The following is a 21,776-nucleotide window of genomic DNA, read 5'->3' as shown; positions in this document are numbered from 1 at the left end:
ATATGTCGGCATGGCTACAGAATGAAGACGGCAGCCTGACTCTGGTGCACAAGACCCTGCACCCCGGCGAGCAGCCAACCCCGGAGCCAGACCCCGCGCAGGCGGAGCCAGCCCCGGCCAAGGCAAAGAAAGCGGCTGCACAGCCAGCCACCCCACCCCCAGACAACGAGGTAACTGACAATGCCCGCTGATATTAAAGAGTATGACGTCGCGCTATACCTGAACATCGAGACCACCGAAGGCACGGCGGCCACGATTGCTGCCGCCAATGCACTCTACTGCCAGGAAATGAGCTGGTCAGTCAAGGATAAAACGGTCAGGCGCGATTTCCGCACCCAGGCGCGTCCGCTGGATACGGTTGACCAGGCGTTGCTGCAATGGTGGGAGTTTTCGGCCAAGGTGCCCTGGATGTATTCCGGCGCTGCCGGGACGGCAGGCCCGCTGGCCAACATGTTCCGCATGTGCGGCGCTGCCGCCACCACCGCTGCTGGCGTATCGGTGACGTATGCCCGCGACACCCTGACCGGTTTCGACACCAGCACGATGGAGATGCGCACCCCGTTATCATCTGGGGCCAAGGATTACCGCCGCCGCACGACAGGCGCGCGCGGCCAGCTTGGGTTCCGGTTTGCGGCAGGCGAGGACATGGTATTTAACCTGTCTGGTGTTGGCGCTTATTACGACCCGGATGCCGTGACGGTGATTGCGCCTGCTTACGGGGCCCAGTTGGCCAACATTTTTGGCCCGCCGCGCCCGTCACTGATCACCACTAAAGCGCTGAATGGCAAGATGCTGTGCTTGCAGTCGGTCGAGTCCAGTAACTTCTTTGGGTATAAGTCCGAATGGCAGGAGTCCATGTGCCTTGCGCGTGCTGAGCCATCCACGGATGAAAACGGCACGCTGAAAGTCAGCATGAAAATGTCTGACTGGGAAACAGAATTTAACCCGTTTGCCTACGCCAACCGCGCCACGGTGCAGCGGCTGCCATTCGCGTTTTCCATCGGCTCTGTAGCCGGGAAAAAACTGGATGTGACAGTAGCCGAAGTACAGATGGGCGAACTTAGCGAGATCATCCTGCCCAATAACAGCCGTGGCGTTGAATTCTCCCTTAACATCCTGCACAACCCGGTCATTGTGGAGAAATAAGCATGGCAAGAATCATTGTTGGCTTGCCGCCAGAAACGGAACACCAGGTGGACGTCATGCAGGCGGGCGTGGTCGCCGATGCTTTCGTGGCGGTATGGGCGACCCCGGATGATGACCAGGCGCTGGAAATCCGGGAGCTGCGGGTGGATTCCCTGACGCCGGTTGCGCGTGAGGATGACCCTGAAGACCTGCTGGCGCGGTTCAGGCTCCATTCGGAGCGTCTGCGCCAGCGGCGGGCAGGGATTGATGCCGTCATCAGTCGGCATTTTTTACGCGCCACCGACCCCGAATATGAAGATGGCGACCTGCAGCGCATGTTGCCGCACGACATTTACCGCGCGGCGCTGCTGTACAGCCTGTGGCAGGTGGCCAACGGGGAAGCCCTGGCAAAAAACTCCGTGACGCCGGGTACTACTACCGCAGCGGACGCTTACCCGGCGGATCAGGCAGAAACCTAGACCCGCAACGGGCGGCCTGGCTGGCCGCGCGTTTCGGCGTAGACCCGCCCAGCATGGGCAGCGGCACATTCACGATTTACCCGGCGACGGAGGAGATCTGGCAAATGGCAATGGCATTACGGGGTGACCTGAGCGTCGCCAACCTGCTAGCCTATGTTCCGCTGGTGGTCAAGCGCCACAGGTTCCCGGAAGTGTGGGCGCGCATGGGGCATTTCCTTGATGGCTTTCAGGCGGGAGCGCCCAAATGAGCATGACGCTGAAGGCTGTCCTGACGGCTGACGCCAGCGGCTTTAAGGGTGAGGTCAAGGAAGCGGCACGCGCCACCGGCGAGCTGGGCGGCAAAGGCGAAGAGGCCGGGCGCAAGTTGAGCCGTGGGGCGCAAGAAGGGGCAGCTGCCTTTGGCCTGCTTAAAGGTGCGATTGCCGGGGCATTGGGCGTGCTCAGCGTGGATGCGATGGCCTCCGGTGTGCTGGCCATCACCCGCGCCAACGATGCCATCAACCAGCAGGTTGCGTACCTCGGCATGTCGCGCGATGCGGTGCAGGTCTGGGGGCAGGCGGGCAAGCGTGCCGGGGTCGAGATTGCCGATGTCTTCAAGGATATGCAGGAGAAGATCGGCGAGTTCGCGTCCACCGGTGGTGGTGAAGCGGCTGATGTCTTCAAGCGCCTGAAGCTGGACGTGAACGACCTGGTTTCCCTGTCGCCTGACCAGCAACTGCTGAAGATTGCCGAGGCCATGTCCAAGGTCAAGGATATGAGCCGGGGGGAAAAGTCATTCCTACTGGAGTCGCTGGGCAATGACGCCACCAAACTCTTGCCGCTGCTGGACAATAACGCCGCCAAGCTGCGCGAGCTGTCATCCATCACGTTCCAGTCCGGCGCGATCCTGGATGAATCGCAGAACGCTGTCCTCTCCGAAGCCAGCGACAACATCAACCAGATCCAGCTTGCCCTGCAAGGGGTCGGCAATGTGGCCGGCACGGCGGGCGCTGAACTGTTGAATGCCGTCTCCGGCGATGTGGTCAGTGGCATCATCAGCCTGAAAGACCTGCTGTATACCGTGCAGAACGATGTGCTGATGATGGGCGATGCCTGGTCAGTGGCGCTGGCTTCCGCCGACACGGATGCGCAGGCATTTAACGCTGACGCCAAGGCGTTGTTTGGGGCATTGCTCGAATGGATGCGTATTGGCTGGACGTATTTCCCTGTTTGGGCGGGTGCTGCTTATACAGCTGTGCATGAGTATGGGGTATCGTTTGGGCATCGTTTCAACGCCCTGAATTATGAGCTTGGCGCAGTCTGGCAGCACCTGTTTGCCGAGATGGCGGATATTGCCGGGTCAGTGTTTGGCTTGATTGGGGATGCGGCTGGCAGTACGGCGGCGGCGATTGTGGGGAGCATTGCCTCCAGCCTGGAAACGGCATCCTCGGCGCTGTCCTACATTCCCGGCCTGGATACGCTGTCAGGTGATTTGGGCGCGGCGGCTGAGGGGTTGCGCAGCATGGAGACGGCTGCGGCTTCTGTCGGTGACGGCATCCGCGCCAGCATGGCGGGCGCTGCCGCTGGCTACCGGGAGGCGGCCAAGGCGCAGGAGGATGGCGCACGGACTGCAACCGCAGCAGCCAATGCAGCCAGCGTTAATGCCCAGTATGCACTAGATAATGCCGCCGCCTACCAGCAAAATGCTGAACAGCAACGGGTGCTGAACCTGGAAATGGGCAGGGCTGAACGCCAGTTCGCCGCGCTGGGTTCCGCCGTGGATGCCCAGGGTGCTGCCGCCCAGCGGCTGTATGTCAACCAGGAGGCAGTCAATAAAACCTTGCAGGGGTCACAGTCAGCGTCCAAGTCTGCCGCTGAGGCTGCTAAAGGCCATGCCGATGCGATGAAGAAGCTGGATGCGCCGTGGCTGTCGGGTTCAGTCGCCTTTAAGGCCGAGATTGAGGCAGCCGCCAAGCGGTTTGATGTTGACGCCAACCTGGTCAAAGCGGTGATCCAGCAGGAAACTGGGTTCCTCAAGAGTGCGCAGTCGCAACTGAAGGCCGTCTCACCCGTTGGTGCGCAGGGTATCATGCAGCTCATGCCACCCACGGCAGAAGAGGTAGCCAAAGAGATCGGCCTGACCAATTACAACCTGTTCAATGCTGCCGATAACATCACCCTTGGCGCGGCTTACCTGTCGCAGCAGATGGAAAAATACAATGGCGATGTCGCCAAGGTCGCCGCCGCTTACAATGCAGGCCCCGGCGCAGTCGACAAATATGCCGGGATACCGCCCTACAAAGAAACCCAGACCTACGTCAAGAACGTCATGGGCTATTACAAAGACCTGACCAAGGGCGTTGACCAGTCGGGCGAATCCCAGGTCAAGGCGATCCTGAAAACGGAGGAGGCGCAGCGCGCGGCCAGCGAGAAACTCATTGCCGAGCGTAAGCGCCAGGCCGAGCGGATCGCGCAAGAGCAGCAGAAGCTGCGCGAATCCCTGGACACTGACCTGGCGAAGGCTTCCACCACCAAATTGGGTGGGTTTGCCATTGACCTGCAAGGCAAGGGGTTCAACGGCGATGACCTGCAAGCGCAAGTGGCCAAGAAAGCCACCATTGAACTGGAAGGCTTGCGCCGCGCCACGGCTGCCAACCGGGCGGAAGCTGTCTTGTCAGCAGACGCGTACAGGGTCTGGCAACTAGTGAACGAGGAAGGGTTTGCCCCGTCGGTAGCCCAGGCGCAAGTGGCTCTGGAAGGGCAGGCCAAGACATTGCAGGATTTGCGCGGCGTTGCTGATAAGGCATTCCAGGGGATTGGCGATGCGTTGCTGGCTACTGCCATGACTGGCAAAGCCGACTGGAAAGGTTTAATGGACAGTATCATTTCCGAAACCATGCGCCTGGCAGTGATCCAGCCCTTCGTCAAGTCGCTGTCTGATTCTTTCCTGTCGCTGTCTGGAGGCGGCAATTCTGGCGGCAATGGCATTCTCGGCAGCATCGGCAGCGCGCTAGGGCTGTTTGCCAACGGCGGGGCGTTTACCGGCCAAGGGGTGCAGGCGTTTGCAGATGGCGGCGCTTTCCACAATTCCGTGCTGACTCGCCCCACTCAGTTTTTCGCAAACGGAGGGTTGGCGGTGGCCGGTGAAGCTGGCGATGAGGCAGTGATGCCGTTGACCCGTATCAACGGCCAACTGGGCGTGATGGCTCAGGTTCAAGGCGGCAGCCAGCCAGCGCCAGTTGTGGTGCAGCCGCAAATCCATTTGCATGTCGATAACCGCTCCAGCAACGCTACCGTCAGCGCCACCGAAGAGCGGGGTAGCGATGGCAACATCAGCTTCCGTCTGGTGGTAGACCAGGTGGAATCTTCCATCGCCGACCGCGCCCGCCGTGGGCAGGGGTTGGCCAACATATTCAGGACCCGCTAATAATGCCTAAGATTACCCTGCCAACTGCGCTCCAGGCCGCCGAGATGCGCACCTATACCGACAGCAATGGCTACCATAGCCAGACTACCGTGCCGGTGGAACTGTTGCCGGTTACGACCGGGACGCTGGCGGCTGTCAATGCCACAGTCAACACCGACATTACCGACGCAGCCTCGGTCAGTGTGGTGATAACCGGTACGCTGAGTATGACAATTGCCTTTGAGGTCAGTATTGACGGCACGACGTGGGTTCCAATCAACCTGGTTAATAGCAGCACCATGATTGCCGGGACATCCACAGGCGCGATCACAGCAGGCAATATCGGCTTTTCCGGTAGCGTTGTCGGCTGGCGCAAATTTCGTGTCAAGGCTTCAGCGTTTGTATCGGGTTCGGCGACGGTATCCATTTCTCCGGCTGGCGCATCAGCATCATCCATGGTGAGTGCGCTTTTGCCGCAGTTCACGCCGACCAACCCGCTGCCGGTCAAACAGGATTCATCCGGCCTATCGGTTACGGCTACCAGCACGGCAGGGGCTGCGGTGACGCTGACATTGCCAGCGGCAGGCAGTGGCCTGTACCACTATATTGATGCTATCGAGATCAATTTGTATAACACTGCCGCCCGCACAGGGTCAGCGACGCCGATTTCCGTTACTTCTACCAACATTCCCGGTGCGCCGTCCTGGATATTCCCCACAGCAGGCAATATCGGCGAGATTGAGCGCTATAACCAGAGCGCCACTTATCGCATAAAATCGACAGCCGCCAACACGGCCAGCACGCTTGTCTGCCCGGCAGTCACAGGCGGGTTGTGGAAGGCAACGGTCGTTTACGCGACGGGCGCATAACATGATTATCGCGCTGCTGGCTGGAGCGTTATCGGCAGTTGATACCGAAACGGGTGGCAATGGCCTGCCAACCGGTGGTGGCGGTGCGATATTTCCCCTGCCGTCGACGGTCACGCCACTGTCATTGCAGCGGCTGTCTGTCAAGCCGCGCCCGCTGGTGGCCAAAACGCCGCCCGACCAGGTGCAGGCCGCCCGCCTGGTCAGTCATCATGTTTGGCTGGAGATTGACGCTGAGTACGTGGCAACGCCGGATGGGCGCAGCACGCTGGATGGCTGGCGGAAATACGCGACGCCTTCCTGGATGACCGATGTGGGCATTACCGGCTTTATTTTCAGGGCGGCATCACCACCAGAACATTCTTTGTTGTCGCGGTCGCTTTTCAGTAATAGCAAAATCAAACTGGAAGGCCATCAGACCGCTGTGGTGGCGTGCAGTGGCTATACGGCGGCATGGCCCGCCACGTTGACGTGCCCCTCTTCGTCCGGCATCAAGGTCACGCCGGTTGATGACAGTATCCAGCAGCGCTACAGCAGCGGCAGGTCGCGCCGCATCCGGCGCAGACAAGGGGCGATGTGGGGGCTGGAGGCGTCAATCGGTAAGGTATCCCCAGCCGTGTTCGCGGTGTGGCTGATGTGGTGGCGCTGCGGCATCGGGCTGGGTAGCTTGCCGTTTACAGCGGGCTGGCTGGCATCACTGCCCGGCTCGACGGTGATGATGGATGATGCCTGGAGCGCCGAGTATGACGGTGCGTTCTGGACAATCAGTTTCAAGGGGGTCATGTACTGATGGCGGCTTATGATGCAGTCTGGAAGGAGGCCGTGCTGATGGCCCCTACGGATAAAACCTTTATTGACACGCTCGAAATCAGCAGCCCGTTATTGGCTCAACCGATCCGGGTATGTAATTCATTCACGAATCTGGTCACTGGCCATGGTGATTTCCAGCCATTTTATTTTGAGCTGGAATTGCCGCAGGTGGAGCCGAACACCGTGCCGCAACTGTTGGTTAAAATCGCCAACGTGAGCGCAACCTTGCGCGAAGGCTTGCGGCAGATCAAGGCGGCGACCGGGGCTACCTCCGTGCGTTATCGGCGTTACCAGATTGCGGATGCGACAGGCTTGCCGGTACTGGATGAGGAGATGGGCATCCCGCTGCCGGTCGCCCGCGTCGGCATCCCCATGGGGTCGGCTTTCATCGCCATCACTTGCGAGCCGGTGAATATCGTCAATATCCCGCTGCACAAAAACCTGTATACCACTGCCCGCTTTCCGGGGCTGAAAACATGATGCACTGGAGCTTTGCTTATCTGGACAAGCTGTGGTCTGAGCAGCAGGACTGCTACTACTGGTTTGCGATTATCCAGCGTGAGGTGTTTGGTCGTGATGCGCCCTACACGGATGACGACAGCGCCCGTCGCCATGCTACCCGCCTGTTGGCGTGGAAGCAATCCGCCTGGCAGGTGACGGATGTGCCAGCGGATGGTGATGCGGTAATCATGCAAATGCAGGGTAGGCCGCAGGACAGCCACCATATCGGGGTCTGGTGCGGCGATGGTGTGCTGCATGCCCAGACCGGATGCCGCATGGCAATTGACAGCGTGCCAACCTTGCAGGTGCAGGGCTGGACAATCAAGGAGGTGCTGCGTTATGCCGGTGATTTATGAGTCACGCAACCCGCTGGGTGACATCAATGCAGCGACCGCGCATGAGGTTATGGTCGGTGCTACGCCGATGGGATGGTACCAGCAGCAGCCTGACCTGGATGGAAAAGTGGTCATCTGCTTTATCAACCAGGTGCCGGTCATGCGGGCGGAGTGGTCATCGGCGTTGGGATCCGGCGACGTTGCCTTGTTCGTGGTGTTGCCGCGCGGCGGTAACAGCAATCCGTTACGGCTGATCCTGATGCTGGCGGTGATGACGTTCGCCGCCTGGGCTGTCGGCCCTGCCGGGTTGGGTCTGAATGGCCTGGCGGCGGCTGGCGTCAAGCTCGGCATCACGATGGTCGGCTCCATGCTGGTCAACCAGATTATGCCCACCCCGGCGCTGCCGTCTACCCAGCAAACGCCGGAGCCATCGCCGACTTATAGCCTGCGCGGCCAGTCCAACATGGCGCGGCTGGGTCAGCCGATCCCCGCGCATTATGGGCGGCATATCATCTGGCCAGACCTGATTTCGCGCCCGTATTATGAGTATGAGGCGGATGAGCAATGGTATAACATCATCTGCTGTGCAGGCTGGGGTAAAATCTCGGCAGAACTGTGGAAGTTTGGCGACATTGACATCATGGCCATGCCCGCTGCGGATGTGCAGTACCAGATTGCTTACCCAGGGCAGCAGATCACCATTATCCCCAATACAGTCTATACATCTGCCGACCTGGCAGGAACTGAGCTGACGGATGTGGCCAGCGCGTCATCCTACGCTAACCCGCCATCCAGCGTGGTCACGCAACTGGCAGTGGATATTGCTTTCAACGGTCTTGGCTACATCAATAACTCTGGCGGCGTGGATAGCCGCACGGTCAGCATCGAGATACAGGCGCAACGGGTGGATGATGCCGGTACGGCACTGGGGAGCTGGACGACGCTGAAAACGGAAGTGTTTACCGCTGGCACGGTGGACACGATCCGCCGCACCGTCAAGATGACGGTTGCGGCTGGCCGCTACGCAGTCCACTTACGCCGCACAACCGCCAAGAGCACCGACACGCGCACGCGGGATGCTGCCATCTGGGGCGGGCTGCGGGGTTATGACTTTAGCCCGCGCAATTACGGCGATGTGACGCTGGTGGCTTGCCGCATCAAGGCGACCAAGGTGTTGTCGGAACAGTCGTTGCAGCAGCTTAATTTCGTTGGGACGCGCTGGCTGCAAAAGTGGACGGGATCTGCATGGGCGGCGCTGGCTGCGTCCCGCTCCATTGTGTGGGCGTTTGCCGATTTATACTTGTCGGCCAATGCCGGTCGGCAGACGGCTGATACCCTGCTGCTGGCGGAATTAAAAACGCTGGATGCCCAGCTTGATGCGCTAGGGCATTACTTTGATTATCGCTTTGACCAGGGTGGCATGAAGCTGGGTGAGGCCATGCAGATTGCCGCCAGGGCAGGGCGCTCACTGATGTTCCAATCGTCCGGGTACTGGCGGATGGTGCGGGACAAAACGCAGACAACGCCAGTGCAGATGTTTACGGCTGACAATATCAAGGATTTCCACGTCGACATACAGGCTCCGCAGGATTATGAGCCGGATGCGCTGGTCGGCCAGTTCATTGACTCGGATACCTGGCAGACGGATACGCTGACCTATACAGAGGTCGCCAGCCCGGTAAACCCTGAAAACGTTGACTTCCCAGGGATAACGGGCCGCACGCACGCCTGGAGTGAGCTGGTCTATCTGTGGCGTGCCAACCGCCGCCGCGAAACCGGTTATCTGGTCACGGGCATGGAGGGGCGCATCCCAACCTTGTACGATCTGGTGGCCGTCTGCCCGGACGGGATCAATTGGGGTTACTGGGGGATACTGTATTCCAATACATCCATTTCAAACCCGTTGCCGTTTTCCAGTGGGAAGATGATGCTGCGCAATAGTACTGGCGGTACGATGGGGGTTTATTCCATTACGGTGACTGGTGGTGGCTATACGGTATCCGGTTTGCCTGCGCAAACGTACAATAATGAAAAAGAACCCATTTACTATATTGCGGGGGAAACGACAGCTGACATTATCAACTGCCGCGTAACCGGGGTGAAGCCGCAGGATAATGACATGGTGCGGATTGATTTTGTGGTGGAGGATAGCAATGTCTATGCGACCGACCCGGATGCGCCGCCTGCGCCTGTTGATAATGGCGGTGGCATTATCGGCGATGTGTTGGACTTGCCGTGGTTCAGGTCGTCAGTGTCACCTGATGGGGATAAATACGCGGTTAACCTGACATGGGGCGCTGTGAATGCCGCCAGTTCCTACGTCGTTGACGCCAGGCCGGACACGTCCAGTGCCTGGAGCCGGATTTTCGCGGATGCAAAACTGGCCTGTACGCATTCTGTCACCGCTGGCGTCTGGCATTACCGGGCTGCTGCCATATCCGGCCAGGCTGGCCCATACTCGCTGCTGGACGTTACCGTCGGGTCTGATGCCATCACATTGCCACCGCCCGCCGCCGCCATTGAGTCAGCGTGGACGGGCGCAGTGCTGCGCATCAAGTGGACGCTAGTGGCTGGCGCGGCCAAATACCGGGTCATTGTCTATGACACGGCCACCATGACCGCGCGCCGAACACGCGATGTGGTGGGCGACAACTGGCAGTACACATACCAGGATGCAACCGATGACGGCGGGCCATGGCGGGCATTGACAATCCGCGTCTGGTCGCTGGATGCGACCGGCAACTTGTCGGCCACTTACTCTACAGTCGTTGCCAGCAATCCGCAGGCAGCCGCACTCACCGGCATTGCTGTCACTGCTTTTGCTGGCGTTGTCAGTATCACGTATACGTGGCCGACAGGCACTGACATGGCTGGAGTGCTGGTATATATGTCGCCTACGTCTGGATTCACACCAAGTGCTGCGACGCTAAAATACGACGGCCAGGATGCCGTGATCGGCATCCCTGTCACGTATGGCTCGACTTGGTATGTAAAGGTTGCCGCTTATGATTTATGGGGTAAGGATAGCCTGACCTATTCCTCCCAGTATGCGGTCACGGCTGCCCTGATCAACCCGGTTGATCTGGTCGATGGGCTGGAGCCGGTGCAGATTGTCACGTCGCTGCCCGCTGTGGGGACATGGACAGGCTCCAAGGTCATTAGCCTTAACGGGGTGCTCTACCAGTTGATCAACGGCGCATGGGAGCCTATGGTTGATGCCGGTAAGTTGTCTGGGCAAATTAACCCGCAGCAACTGGTGGATGGCCTGGAGCCGGTGCAGATTGTCACGTCGCTGCCTGCGGTGGGGACATGGACAGGCTCCAAGGTCATTAGCCTTAACGGGGTGCTCTACCAAATTATCAGTGGCGCCTGGACGCCGCTGGTCGACGCCAGCAAGCTGTCAGGCATGATCACGGCAACACAGATAACTGATGGCGCAATCAGTACGCCGAAACTTGCCGCCAATGCCGTTACCGCCAATGAGCTGGCTGCAAACTCAGTCATTGCGGCAAAAATCCAGGCTGGGGCTATCAGCGCCGACAAAATTGCCGCGAATGCTATCAGCTCGGATAAAATAGCCGCAAACGCGATAACCGCCACCAAAATCGCGGCGGGTGTTGTGACTGCCGGGGCATTGGCTACTGATTCGGTTATTGCGGCAAAAATCCAGGCTGGGGCTATCAGCGCCGACAAAATTGCCGCGAATGCGATTGCGACTGATAAACTCATGGCCAATGCGGTCACGAGCGACAAGATTTCGGTCAGCCAGTTGTCGGCAATCTCCGCTGCGATGGGGGTAGTGACAACGGGCAAAATGCAGAATGCCAGCGGTAGGGCGGTGTTCAATTTGGATGCTTCAGGCAGCACTAATTTCATCCAGTTCAAAAATGCCGCTGGTGATAGCCTGTTCAACGTCAATGCCGACGGTAAATGCGGGTTTACCGGCGCATTAGGGATACGCGACCCTGAGTCCGGTTTGCAATTGTTCGCAGTTGGCCAACAGTCAGATTATCAATCGTATATCACCGACGCGCAAAACCCGACAACTGCAAACGGCAGTGTCGCGTTTGTTGGGCCATCGTCCCATGCCGCGCATCCGGTGGCCAGACGGTGCAGGAGTAGTACGTTTCCTGGGTACAACGGGCAGAATCTTACGATCCTGGTTACTGCCACTGCTGTTGTAGACCATCATTTTTCGCTCTGGTATGCCTATTACAACGAAAATGTATGGCGTCATCTGGTTGGGACGTATGACCCCGTTGGAGGCGATGGGTCTGTGACATTAACCCATGTTGCATCCCTTTCATTGGCTAATAATGATGCGCTGCTTTTCTGCTGCACGTCATCAGACTCAGCAAAGGCAGTGTATGATTCGGGTAAAAAGTACCTGCGAAACTTAAGCATTTCGGCGGCAGCGGTTAATATATGAGTAAATACCATTACTATGACTTGGTGGAAGAGCGTTACTGTGACAGCACTGTCCAGTTGCTGAGCAACGGATTGCGTAGGGTCTCTGTGCTGGATGATCTGGATAAGCCAGCCCATGCCGCAAACTCGCGCGCCTTGTTGCTGCATGACTTATCAGCTGCTATCGGTAAGCAGCAGCGCAAAATGATCACTGATGACCGTGAGCAGATGTGGCGATATTGGAATAATGCACGGGTGGCGCGGATGGTTGTTGCGGGCGAAGCTGACCCTGATTTGCTGTCTGTTTTTGGTGAGATGTTACAGGCTAATCAGGATGAAGATCCTGCCTTCTATGGCGGCATGTCGCCCGTTGGTTTCGCGGCATTCCTCCTGCGCCTGGACCGCAAGTTCATGCTTGACGGGATAAGTCTTGAAACACAAAGGATTAGGCGGAGGATGGAGATAGCCGCACTATCTCCTGATATTTAAACTTGATTGGAATTATTCAAAATAATTCTTTTCACATTTATAACGTAAAAGTTTCACATTTATAACGCGCCGCCACATTTACCGTGAAGCATGACGGCGTGTACTACGCAGGCAAGAGCAAGGAAGGCGACCTGTTACCAGAGAAGCGCATCTGTTCCCACCTGAAAGTTCTGGCGCGTACCCGCGACCCGCAGCAGAGCGAGTGGGGCGTGTTGCTGGAATGGCGCGACTATGACAACCACATTCACAAGTGGGCTATGCCCCTGGAACTGTTGCGTGGTGACAGTGCCGACATTGTGGGGGAACTGTTGCGGCGCGGGCTGGATATTCCTTATGGGAAGAAGAACAAGGTGGTCGAATACATCCAGTCATCAGCACCCTATAAACGCATCACCTGCACCGATAAGACCGGCTGGCATAACCATGTATACGTCACCCCGGAACACGTCTATGGTGATGAAGACAGCAATTTCATCTATCAGAGTGGGGCGGCGGGTATCCAGTCCGGTTTCAGCACGGCAGGAACCTTGAATGGCTGGCGTGAAAACGTGGCCCGGTATGCACAAGGCAATTCCCGCCTGGTGTTTTCCATCAGCATGGCGTTTGCCGGTTCATTGGTAGGGCTGGCCAACATCGAATCCGGCGGCGTCCATTTTAGCGGCGGATCCAAGGATGGCAAAACCACCGTATTGCTGGCAGCAGCGTCTGTGTTCGGGCATCCCGACACGTATAAGCGCACCTACCGGGCAACGGCAAACGCACTGGAAGGCGTGGCCAGCCTGCACAATGACGGCTTTTTGCCACTGGATGAACTGAAGCAATGCACCCCCAAGGAAGCGGGCGAAGTGGTCTATATGCTGGCCAATGGGCAGGACAAGGCCAGGATGAAAGACCATGGCGGTTTGCGCGCGCTGAAAACGTGGCGTCTGCTGTTCCTGTCCACGGGGGAAATTAGCCTGGTTGATTACCTGAAATCGGCGGGTATCCAGTCCTACGCGGGGCAGGAAGTCAGGCTGGCCAACATCCCGGCGGATGCTGGCAAGGGATACAAGATTCTTGAAAACCTGCATGGCTTCCAGTCAGTCACGGATTTTTTCACCCACATGCACAAGGCGATAAGACGCCACCACGGCACGGCGGGCGCGGCATGGCTGGAAACCATCACCAGCGAACAGGAAACCATCCGCGAAAACCTGCCCGACCTGATCAGCCAGTTTGTGGCCGACGTATTGCCAAACAACAACAGCACCCAGGCGGATACTGTCGCCAAGCGGGCGGCGCTGGTGGCTATCGCTGGCGAACTGGCCACCAAACACGGCTTGACCGGCTGGCAGGCAGGGGAGGCAACCGCAGCGGCCAAGCGCTGTTTCCGTGACTGGCTGGCGGAATTCGGCACGGGCGACCGGGAAGACTTGCGCATACTGGACACCGTGCGGGCATTCATCGAGCGCAACGGCGACAAGTTCATGAACCATGAAGAAGGCCGGGAACTGTCGGAAGGTTCGGAACTGGTGCGTGATCTGGTTGGCTTCCACCGTCTGGCGGGCAGTGAAGGCCGGGAATATTTGATCCTTGCCAGCCAGATAGAAAGGGTAGTGGAAGGGTTCAACGTCAAACAGGCGGTAAAAGCCCTGCTGAAACATAACTGGATCAGCAAAACGGAAACTGATTCACGCGGCTATACTGTCGCATCTGTCCGGGTGACGTTGCCCAGGTTCGGGCGGACACGCTGTTACTTCCTCAACCTGAATGCAGCGGACACCGACGTCTGAAAACAGGGCAGGGGGACACCACACAAGAGCCGGGAAAACCCCGGCTTTTTTGCGTCTGGACGCTTGAAAAGTGTCTTTATTTATCCATATCTAACTGAAACAAAAAGACTATTGAATAATTCAATGGTTTTTTACAAAAACGCCTTCGGGACACGTGGGACACGTGGCTTTTTACGTGTCCGGCCTTTGGTGTCCCGAAAAACTTCAATACAAACAATAAATTAAACCCTTGCGGACACCAAGGACACCAAGGACACGTGTTTTTGATGGGTACGGAACCCGAAAGTGGGATTAACCCGGCTTGACCACATGGCGGTTGCATCGCGCAAGGTGGAAACTTCCCCACAACCTGAGCAATATTTTGAAGCCAGAAAACCACGTTTCTGTTACCGTTGGTTGCATAGCAGGCTGCATACTCCAAAAGCAGGGATTCAAAACCTGTTCTATATTAGGCGTTTGCGGACATTTTGCGGTTGTACTTGGGGCTGCCAACCCAACCCAGCCTCGCGCCAGCTCAATCATCCAAAAAGAACAAGGATTTGCATGAACTACGAAGGCATCGAAACCCTCCCGCTCCAAGAATACACCGAAAAGGCGTACCTCGACTACTCCATGTACGTCATCCTCGACCGCGCCCTGCCGCACCTTGGCGACGGCCTCAAGCCGGTGCAACGACGCATTGTCTACGCCATGTCGGAACTTGGCCTTTCCGCCGCCTCCAAGCACAAGAAATCAGCGCGTACTGTCGGTGACGTGCTGGGTAAATTCCACCCGCACGGCGACTCCGCCTGTTACGAAGCGATGGTGCTGATGGCGCAGCCGTTTTCCTACCGCTACACGCTGGTAGACGGGCAGGGTAACTGGGGTTCACAGGATGACCCGAAATCCTTCGCCGCCATGCGCTACACCGAGTCGCGCCTGACCGCCTACGCCAAGGTGCTGTTGCAGGAACTGGGGCAGGGTACGGTCGATTGGCAACCCAACTTTGACGGCACGTTGGAAGAGCCGGTGGTGTTGCCTGCTCGCCTGCCCAATATCCTGCTCAACGGTGGCAGTGGTATCGCGGTCGGCATGGCCACGGACATTCCGCCGCACAACCTGCGTGAAGTCGTCAACGCCTGCATCCATCTGCTTGACCACCCCAATGCCACGGTCGGGGAATTGTGCCAGTTCGTGCCCGCGCCCGATTTGCCGACCGAAGCGGAGATCATCACCCCGGCGGCAGATTTCATCAGCCTCTATGAAAAAGGTGCTGGTAGCTTCAAAATGCGCGCCCGCTATGAAATGGAAGATGGTGACATCGTAATCACCGCGCTGCCATATCAAACTTCCGGCAGCAAAGTGTTGGAACAGATCGCAGGGCAGATGCAAGCCAAGAAACTGCCGCTGGTGGAAGACCTGCGCGACGAATCCGACCACGAACAGCCGGTGCGGCTGGTGATCGTGCCGCGTTCCAATCGCGTCGATGTGGACATGCTCATGTCGCACCTGTTCGCCAGCACCGATCTGGAACGCAGCTATCGTGTCAACATGAATATGATCGGCACGGACGGACGCCCCCAGGTCAAGGACTTGCGCCAGATTCTGGTAGAATGGCTGGCCTTCCGCCGCCAGACTGTTACCCGCCGCCTGCAATGGCGCTTGGACAAGGTGGAAAAACGCCTGCACCTGTTGGAAGGCTTGCTGATTGCCTTCCTCAACCTCGATGAAGTAATCCACATCATTCGCACCGAAGACGAGCCGAAAGCAGCGTTGATCGCACGCTTCGACCTGACCGAAGTGCAGGCCGACTACATCCTCGACACCAAACTGCGTCAGTTGGCGCGTCTGGAAGAGATGAAGATCAGGGGTGAACAGGATGAGTTGCAGAAAGAGCGTGAAGAGCTGCTTTCCCTGCTCGGTTCCGACAAGAAGCTGACCAGCCTGATCCGCAAGGAGTTGAAGGAAGACGCCAAACTGTATGGCGATGACCGCCGTTCGCCATTAAAGGAACGTGCCGCCGCGCAGGCGCTGGATGAAACCGCGTTGACACCTTCCGAACCCATCACTGTGGTGGTGTCGAAAATGGGCTGGATTCGCGCTGCCAAAGGGCATGACATTGACCCTACATCACTCAGCTACAAGCAGGGGGATGACTTCCTGACGGCGGCGCGTGGCCGTTCCAACCAATCGGTGGTGCTGCTCGACAGCTCCGGGCGCACTTATTCCTTGCCTGCCAATGGGTTACCCTCAGCACGCGGGCAGGGTGAACCATTAACCGGCAAGCTGTCGCCACCTGTCGGGGCTACTTTCCCGTTTGCCCTGATGGGCAAGGATAGCGACCAATATTTGTTGTCATCAGCCGAGGGTTACGGTTTCCTGTGTTCACTGGGCGACATGCAGAGCCGCAACAAGTCCGGCAAGGTGACGCTGACAGCGGGTGACGCGGTGATCTTGCCTCCCCTGCTGGCGAGGGGGGCGCAAACCGATTCACTGGCTCTGGTGTCATCTTCTGGTTACCTGCTGGTGATAGGTTTGCAGGACTTGCCGGTGCTATCCAAAGGCAAGGGAAACAAATTAATTAGCCTGAAAAAAGGTGGTTTGGGCATTGCTGATGAAACGCTTGAGTTTGCCGCCATCCTGTCGCAGGGTGAAACGCTGGTGCTTCATGCAGGCAAAAAATTCAAGGCCATCAAGGGCAGCGAGCTGGAGGAATACCGGGGTGAACGCGCCAAGCGCGGCAAGCTGTTGCCCAAGGGTTTCCAGAATGTTACCGGTCTGGAAATAAGTGGGAATCAGTAGGGAATACTTGAATACCTGCTTGTCTCGCCTAATATTCATCGCATAAACAAGAAACCCGGAGGTTAACAGAACATGATGCGGATTATTATGCTGGCACTGACCAACTTTGCAGTGATGGCAGTGTTGTTTATTTCAATGACCATCATTGGCAAGCTGTTTGGCATCAATATGAGCGCTGGCAGTATGGGCGGCATCCTGACGATGGCTGTGGTGTTTGGTTTTGGTGGCGCTTTCATCAGCCTGCTGATGTCCAAATGGATGGCCAAGCGCAGCATGGGGGTGCAGATCATTGAAACCCCTCAAACCGCCCAGGAACGTTGGTTGGTGGAAACCGTGCGCAAGCAGGCGGAAAAATCCGGTATCGGTATGCCGGAAGTTGGTATTTTCTATTCACCTGACCCGAATGCTTTCGCCACTGGTGCGAACCGCAACAATGCACTGGTCGCAGTCAGTCAGGGTCTGCTCGACCACATGAGTGCGGATGAGGTGGAAGCCGTGTTGGGGCATGAAATCGGCCACGTCGCCAACGGTGATATGGTGACGCAAACCTTGCTCCAAGGTGTATTGAATACCTTTGTGATCATTTTTGCCCGCCTGATCGGTATGGCTGTCGACAACTTCTTCCGCAGTAGTGATGAGGAAAGCAGTGGCCCGGGCTGGGGTTACTTCATCGGTTCGATTGTGGCTGAAATTTTCCTCGGTTTTGTAGCAACTGCCATTGTCATGTGGTTCTCCCGCTACCGCGAGTTCAAGGCCGACATTGCCGGTGCTGACCTGGCTGGCCGCCACAAGATGATCAATGCGCTGAAACGCCTGCAACAGGCACATGCGGTACACGACCTGCCGGGCGAAATGGCAGCGTTCGGTATCGCTGGTGGCCTGGGAACCGGTCTGCGCAAAATCTTCATGACCCACCCGCCGCTGGAAGAACGTATCGCCGCGCTGGAAAACATGCGCTAAACCTTCATATAATCCCCGGTTTGTTCCTGAACCGGGGATTTTCCTGTGTACAAACTCCTGCGCGACGCCCTGTTCCTGCTGCCTGCTGAAACCTCCCACCATCTCGCTCTTGATTCCCTCAAGCTACTGGGTAAAACCGGCCTGTTAGGCAAGCCTTCAGCCCTGTCGGGCAAGCCTGTCAGGGTCATGGGCATTGACTTCCCCAATCCGGTTGGTTTAGCAGCCGGGCTGGACAAGAATGGCGAATACATTGATTCTCTGGCTGCACTTGGCTTTGGTTTCATCGAAATCGGCACGGTCACACCGCGCCCGCAGCCCGGCAACCCCAAACCCCGCCTGTTCCGCCTGCCGGAAGCCAAAGGCATTATCAACCGTATGGGCTTTAATAACCACGGTATTGATTACCTGCTGGAAAACGTCCGCAATGCCCGTTATCAGGGCATACTCGGTATCAATATCGGCAAGAATTTCGATACCCCAGTGGAAAATGCAGTGGATGATTACCTGATCGGCTTGCGCAAGGCGTATCCACTGGCACATTACATCACCGTCAATATTTCCTCACCGAATACGCCGGGGTTGCGCAAGCTGCAATACGGTGATGACCTGAAAAACCTGTTGCATACCTTGCGTGAGGAACAGGCGAAGCTGGCACAACAATACGGCCGTTATGTGCCGGTGGCCATCAAGGTAGCGCCTGATTTGAATGAAGCGGAAATACGCGACATGGCGTTGGTGTTCTCATCCGTGCAGATTGATGCGCTGATTGCCACCAATACCACGCTGGATAAGTCGTCTGTCGAAGGCTTGCAACATGCGCAAGAACAGGGTGGTTTGAGTGGTGGGCCGTTGACACAGCATTCGACCGAGGTGATCCGCCAATTCCGCACCGATATGGATAGCAATATTCCGATTATTGGCGTGGGTGGCATTCTGTCAGGGGTGGATGCAAAGGCTAAGCTGGAAGCTGGCGCGAGTCTGGTGCAGGTGTATAGCGGGTTTATTTACCGTGGGCCTGAATTGATCCGCGAGTGCGTGGAGGCTACCCAATAAACGGGCAATAAAAAAGGGCGTAAGTGATACGCCCTTTCTCAAGCTTGTGTGAGCGCAACTTTTTGCCGCGCTCATATGGGGCCTGGATTACTTCTGTTCAGCAGCAGGAGCGGTGGCTGGCGCAGCAGCTTCAGCTTTTACTTCAGCAGCAGGGGCGGCTGGAGTAGCAGTGGCTTCAGCAGCAGGGGCTGGCGCGGTAGCTTGGGCTTGTGCAGCCATGGCTTTACGCTGTTCTTCCATTTGTTTGAAGAAAGCTTCAGCCTGGGCGCGTTGCATTTCCATTTGCTTCTGGATTTGCTCGAAGCTTGGTGCTTGCTGCATACCATAGCCGTAACCAGGCATCATCATAGGCATTTGCTGCATCTGCATGGCAGGAGCCTGGCCTTGTGCGGCAGGAGCCTGTGCTGGCGCTTGCATCGCAGGCGCTTGTTGCATCATGTTAGGCATACCGTAGCCAGACATACCACCCCATGGGTTGTTTTTGTAGGTGTTGCTGTAGCCGTACAGGTTGTTGTAAGCATTGCCGTAGCCATAGCCGTTACCTTGCAGGTTGGCGGCGGTGTCACCACGGCCACTGCCAGCCATGTCGGAAGCCATGTCGGTTTTGCCTTTGCCTTTGAAGGTGATAGTGAAATCAACTTCGCCATCGGCGTCACCTTTGCCACGACCCCAGCCGTTAACATCACCAGCGCCAGTGCCGTAGCCTTGGCCATAACCGCTGGTGTTGCCCTGGCCAGAACCATAGCCTTGGCCTACGCCGCTGCCGTTGTCAAAGCCATCGAAAAATTCAGCAGAAGCCAGGCCGGATGCGGCGAAGAGTGCAACAGCAAGTGCAATTTTGGTCAGTTTCATGAAATATACCTCTAGCGGATAAAACGCCCGTCGGCGTGTAAACAGGTTGAAAATTAATATAAGCAAATTATAATATTCTGATTATCGTAGTGCAAGCCCCATGTGTCGAATTCATGCTTTTTTCATGAGACTTTTTGATTTTAAGCTAGAATAGCTACCTGAGTTGAATAATGGATAATCACATGGCAATTACACCGGAAGAAGCTGCCAGCGCCAGGGCAGATGCAGACCTGTTGCACTCCGCCGAAGAGATCGCGGCGCTGCTGGATACGATGGCGGCAGAAATTACCACAGTATTGGGGGACAAGAACCCGCTGGTTTTGTGTGTCATGACCGGGGGGGTAATCTTTACCGGGCATTTGTTAACCCGGCTGGATTTCCCGCTGGAACAGGACTATTTACACGCGACCCGCTACCGGGGCAAAACCAGTGGCAGCAAGACCATTACCTGGCTACACAAGCCGGACACCCCGTTGCAAGGCCGCCATGTGTTGTTGCTGGATGATATTCTCGATGAGGGTTACACCTTGCGTGAAATCGCCCATTGGTGCCACGAACAGGATGCGGCTTCGGTCAAGGTGGCAGTGCTGGCCGACAAACAGCATGACCGGCGGGTAGAAGGCATCAAACGCGATTTCTCCGCTATCGAACTGGTTGATCGTTATGTGTTCGGCTTCGGCATGGATTACAAGGAATACTGGCGCAACGCCAACGGTATTTACGCAATAAAAGGGTTATAACATGAGCATTGAATTTGCCGTCATCGGCGGTACCGGCCTGACCGAAATCGAGGGTCTGGAAGTCATTCACCGCGAAGTGGTGCACACGCCTTATGGCGAACCCTCTGGCCCGGTCACGCATGGCATGATTGAAGGCAAACGTATCGCCTTTCTGGCGCGGCACGGTTACACCCATACCATTCCGCCGCACCGGGTCAATTACCGCGCCAACCTGTGGGCGCTTAAAAGCCTTGGGGTTGAAAAAGTTGTTGCGATTGCTGCGGTCGGTGGTATTACCCCCGAAATGCAGCCCACCCGGCTGGCGATTCCCGATCAGATCATCGATTACACCTATGGTCGTGCGCACACATTCTTCGAGGATGGCTTGACGCATGTTACCCATATCGACTTCTCTCATCCGTATTGCGCAGAAATGCGTACTGCCTTGCTGGCGGCGGGGGAATGCGCCAACCTCGATGTGGTTCCGCGGGGCACTTACGCAGCTACCCAAGGGCCACGTCTGGAAACAGCGGCGGAAATCGCCCGGCTGGAGCGCGATGGTTGTGATCTGGTAGGTATGACGGCAATGCCGGAGGCTTCCCTCGCCCGTGAACTGGGCCTGTGTTATGCCAGTTGCGCGGTCGTGGCCAACTGGGCAGCAGGCAAGGACAGCGAGGAAATCACGATGGATGAAATCCGTGACAACCTGATTACCGGGATGGCCAATGTGCGTGCGCTGCTACGCGCCCTGATCTGCTGACAGCGGGTGCATACCCAGCCGCCAATTTATGTGCAGCCAGGGGTTTCGCGCCAGCTGGTTGTTTTCATCTTGGGAACACATGGGTTGGCGGCCTTGGTTATGGTGCTGATGTCAGGGATATTGCTGTGGGGAAAGTTGTTACTGCTGTTGGCGATTGCAATTTCCGGCTGGTATTTCTGGCGCTTGCATATTGCGCGTTCCTTCCCGCACTCCGTTCAGGATGTAACATTTTATCAAGCGGATAACTGCTTGCTGCGTACCCCGGACGGTAGCCGTTTTGTACGGCTGGATGACAGCAGTTTTCTGCACCCGTGGTTGTGTGTGCTGAACCTGCGGTCACAGGCAGGCAAGCTGTATTCCATGATCCTGTTGCCTGACAGCGTACCGCAGGATGTGTTGCGTCAGTTACGGGTCAGGGTGAAATTCAGTACGGTGGATTTGCCGGAAAAGTAAAACCCTCCCGGGAGGGAGGGTTGAAGGCA

At 57.0% G+C, this 21,776-nt stretch carries 19 protein-coding genes; 18 read left to right on the top strand and 1 reads right to left on the bottom strand.

Annotated features, from left to right (window positions below; translation table 11 throughout):
• Window positions 1-2 precede the first annotated feature (2 nt).
• The 15 genes from THINI_RS03470 to THINI_RS03405 all read left to right on the top strand — a co-directional run bounded on the left by THINI_RS03470 (window position 3) and on the right by THINI_RS03405 (window position 18,963).
• Window positions 3-191: a hypothetical protein gene (locus tag THINI_RS03470; protein WP_002707274.1), complete on the top strand. Its 189-nt coding sequence runs from the start codon at window positions 3-5 to the stop codon at window positions 189-191.
• Entirely contained in the window at window positions 181-1,146 is a 966-nt protein-coding gene (locus THINI_RS03465) for a hypothetical protein (RefSeq protein ID WP_002707273.1), read from the top strand. The genes THINI_RS03470 and THINI_RS03465 overlap by 11 nt, the downstream gene beginning before the upstream one ends.
• A gap of 2 nt (window positions 1,147-1,148) precedes the next feature.
• Window positions 1,149-1,604, top strand: a complete 456-nt coding sequence (locus tag THINI_RS03460; protein WP_002707272.1) for a hypothetical protein — start codon at window positions 1,149-1,151, stop codon at window positions 1,602-1,604.
• Between the two features lie 104 nt (window positions 1,605-1,708).
• Window positions 1,709-1,852, top strand: a complete 144-nt coding sequence (locus tag THINI_RS24940) for a hypothetical protein (RefSeq protein ID WP_002707271.1) — start codon at window positions 1,709-1,711, stop codon at window positions 1,850-1,852.
• Window positions 1,849-5,010: a transglycosylase SLT domain-containing protein gene (locus tag THINI_RS23115; RefSeq protein WP_002707270.1), complete on the top strand. Its 3,162-nt coding sequence runs from the start codon at window positions 1,849-1,851 to the stop codon at window positions 5,008-5,010. The genes THINI_RS24940 and THINI_RS23115 overlap by 4 nt, the downstream gene beginning before the upstream one ends.
• A gap of 2 nt (window positions 5,011-5,012) precedes the next feature.
• Complete coding sequence (locus tag THINI_RS03450) at window positions 5,013-5,858, top strand: hypothetical protein (protein WP_002707269.1); 846 nt, start codon at window positions 5,013-5,015, stop codon at window positions 5,856-5,858.
• 1 nt (window position 5,859) lies between these two features.
• Window positions 5,860-6,645: a hypothetical protein gene (locus THINI_RS03445; protein WP_002707268.1), complete on the top strand. Its 786-nt coding sequence runs from the start codon at window positions 5,860-5,862 to the stop codon at window positions 6,643-6,645.
• Window positions 6,645-7,145, top strand: a complete 501-nt coding sequence (locus THINI_RS03440) for a DUF1833 family protein (protein ID WP_002707267.1) — start codon at window positions 6,645-6,647, stop codon at window positions 7,143-7,145. The genes THINI_RS03445 and THINI_RS03440 overlap by 1 nt, the downstream gene beginning before the upstream one ends.
• On the top strand, window positions 7,142-7,522 hold the full coding sequence (locus THINI_RS03435) for a hypothetical protein (RefSeq protein ID WP_002707266.1): 381 nt from the start codon (window positions 7,142-7,144) through the stop codon (window positions 7,520-7,522). Before THINI_RS03440 ends, THINI_RS03435 begins: the two co-directional genes overlap by 4 nt.
• Window positions 7,506-11,930, top strand: a complete 4,425-nt coding sequence (locus THINI_RS03430; RefSeq protein ID WP_002707265.1) for a host specificity factor TipJ family phage tail protein — start codon at window positions 7,506-7,508, stop codon at window positions 11,928-11,930. Before THINI_RS03435 ends, THINI_RS03430 begins: the two co-directional genes overlap by 17 nt.
• Entirely contained in the window at window positions 11,927-12,397 is a 471-nt protein-coding gene (locus tag THINI_RS03425; protein WP_002707264.1) for a hypothetical protein, read from the top strand. The genes THINI_RS03430 and THINI_RS03425 overlap by 4 nt, the downstream gene beginning before the upstream one ends.
• Before the next feature lie 83 nt (window positions 12,398-12,480).
• Complete coding sequence (locus THINI_RS03420; protein WP_002707263.1) at window positions 12,481-14,169, top strand: DUF927 domain-containing protein; 1,689 nt, start codon at window positions 12,481-12,483, stop codon at window positions 14,167-14,169.
• A 543-nt stretch (window positions 14,170-14,712) separates the two neighbouring features.
• Window positions 14,713-16,950 (top strand): DNA topoisomerase IV subunit A, encoded by a 2,238-nt coding sequence (gene parC, locus THINI_RS03415; protein WP_002707262.1) that lies wholly within the window; start codon window positions 14,713-14,715, stop codon window positions 16,948-16,950.
• Window positions 16,951-17,022: 72 nt separating this feature from the next.
• On the top strand, window positions 17,023-17,910 hold the full coding sequence (htpX, locus tag THINI_RS03410) for a protease HtpX (RefSeq protein ID WP_002707261.1): 888 nt from the start codon (window positions 17,023-17,025) through the stop codon (window positions 17,908-17,910).
• Window positions 17,911-17,955: 45 nt separating this feature from the next.
• Window positions 17,956-18,963, top strand: a complete 1,008-nt coding sequence (locus THINI_RS03405; protein ID WP_002707260.1) for a quinone-dependent dihydroorotate dehydrogenase — start codon at window positions 17,956-17,958, stop codon at window positions 18,961-18,963.
• 87 nt (window positions 18,964-19,050) lie between these two features.
• Here THINI_RS03405 and THINI_RS03400 read toward each other — a convergent pair whose 3' ends face one another.
• On the bottom strand, window positions 19,051-19,815 hold the full coding sequence (locus THINI_RS03400; RefSeq protein WP_002707259.1) for a hypothetical protein: 765 nt from the start codon (window positions 19,813-19,815) through the stop codon (window positions 19,051-19,053).
• A gap of 182 nt (window positions 19,816-19,997) precedes the next feature.
• Here THINI_RS03400 and THINI_RS03395 point away from each other — a divergent pair, with 182 nt between their 5' ends.
• Genes THINI_RS03395 through THINI_RS03385 form a run of 3 tightly spaced genes read left to right on the top strand, consistent with a single transcriptional unit; the run spans window position 19,998 to window position 21,747 of the window.
• Window positions 19,998-20,555 carry a hypoxanthine-guanine phosphoribosyltransferase gene (locus tag THINI_RS03395; protein ID WP_040839047.1) on the top strand — a complete coding sequence of 186 codons (558 nt, stop codon included), beginning with the start codon at window positions 19,998-20,000 and terminating at the stop codon, window positions 20,553-20,555.
• A 1-nt stretch (window position 20,556) separates the two neighbouring features.
• Window positions 20,557-21,294, top strand: a complete 738-nt coding sequence (locus THINI_RS03390) for an S-methyl-5'-thioinosine phosphorylase (protein ID WP_002707257.1) — start codon at window positions 20,557-20,559, stop codon at window positions 21,292-21,294.
• A gap of 6 nt (window positions 21,295-21,300) precedes the next feature.
• Entirely contained in the window at window positions 21,301-21,747 is a 447-nt protein-coding gene (locus THINI_RS03385) for a protein YgfX (protein WP_040839045.1), read from the top strand.
• The last annotated feature ends 29 nt before the right edge of the window (window positions 21,748-21,776 follow it).

Origin of the sequence: Thiothrix nivea DSM 5205, from assembly GCF_000260135.1 — a bacterium.
Taxonomy (GTDB): Bacteria; Pseudomonadota; Gammaproteobacteria; order Thiotrichales; family Thiotrichaceae; genus Thiothrix; species Thiothrix nivea.
The sequence above is the reverse complement of the archived record's forward strand: the minus strand, read 5'-3'. Positions and strand labels throughout refer to the sequence as shown.

What these genes read in the sequence shown, in the direction of transcription:
- THINI_RS23115 (WP_002707270.1), top strand. Translation starts at nt 1,849, where the DNA reads ATGAGCATGACGCTGAAGGCTGTCCTGACGGCTGACGCCAGCGGCTTT.
- THINI_RS03470 (WP_002707274.1), top strand. Translation starts at nt 3, where the DNA reads ATGTCGGCATGGCTACAGAATGAAGACGGCAGCCTGACTCTGGTGCAC.
- THINI_RS03395 (WP_040839047.1), top strand. Translation starts at nt 19,998, where the DNA reads ATGGCAATTACACCGGAAGAAGCTGCCAGCGCCAGGGCAGATGCAGAC.
- THINI_RS03460 (WP_002707272.1), top strand. Translation starts at nt 1,149, where the DNA reads ATGGCAAGAATCATTGTTGGCTTGCCGCCAGAAACGGAACACCAGGTG.
- THINI_RS24940 (WP_002707271.1), top strand. Translation starts at nt 1,709, where the DNA reads ATGGCAATGGCATTACGGGGTGACCTGAGCGTCGCCAACCTGCTAGCC.
- THINI_RS03400 (WP_002707259.1), bottom strand. Translation starts at nt 19,815, where the DNA reads ATGAAACTGACCAAAATTGCACTTGCTGTTGCACTCTTCGCCGCATCC.
- parC (WP_002707262.1), top strand. Translation starts at nt 14,713, where the DNA reads ATGAACTACGAAGGCATCGAAACCCTCCCGCTCCAAGAATACACCGAA.
- THINI_RS03440 (WP_002707267.1), top strand. Translation starts at nt 6,645, where the DNA reads ATGGCGGCTTATGATGCAGTCTGGAAGGAGGCCGTGCTGATGGCCCCT.
- THINI_RS03445 (WP_002707268.1), top strand. Translation starts at nt 5,860, where the DNA reads ATGATTATCGCGCTGCTGGCTGGAGCGTTATCGGCAGTTGATACCGAA.
- htpX (WP_002707261.1), top strand. Translation starts at nt 17,023, where the DNA reads ATGATGCGGATTATTATGCTGGCACTGACCAACTTTGCAGTGATGGCA.
- THINI_RS03425 (WP_002707264.1), top strand. Translation starts at nt 11,927, where the DNA reads ATGAGTAAATACCATTACTATGACTTGGTGGAAGAGCGTTACTGTGAC.
- THINI_RS03465 (WP_002707273.1), top strand. Translation starts at nt 181, where the DNA reads ATGCCCGCTGATATTAAAGAGTATGACGTCGCGCTATACCTGAACATC.
- THINI_RS03390 (WP_002707257.1), top strand. Translation starts at nt 20,557, where the DNA reads ATGAGCATTGAATTTGCCGTCATCGGCGGTACCGGCCTGACCGAAATC.
- THINI_RS03435 (WP_002707266.1), top strand. Translation starts at nt 7,142, where the DNA reads ATGATGCACTGGAGCTTTGCTTATCTGGACAAGCTGTGGTCTGAGCAG.
- THINI_RS03450 (WP_002707269.1), top strand. Translation starts at nt 5,013, where the DNA reads ATGCCTAAGATTACCCTGCCAACTGCGCTCCAGGCCGCCGAGATGCGC.
- THINI_RS03430 (WP_002707265.1), top strand. Translation starts at nt 7,506, where the DNA reads ATGCCGGTGATTTATGAGTCACGCAACCCGCTGGGTGACATCAATGCA.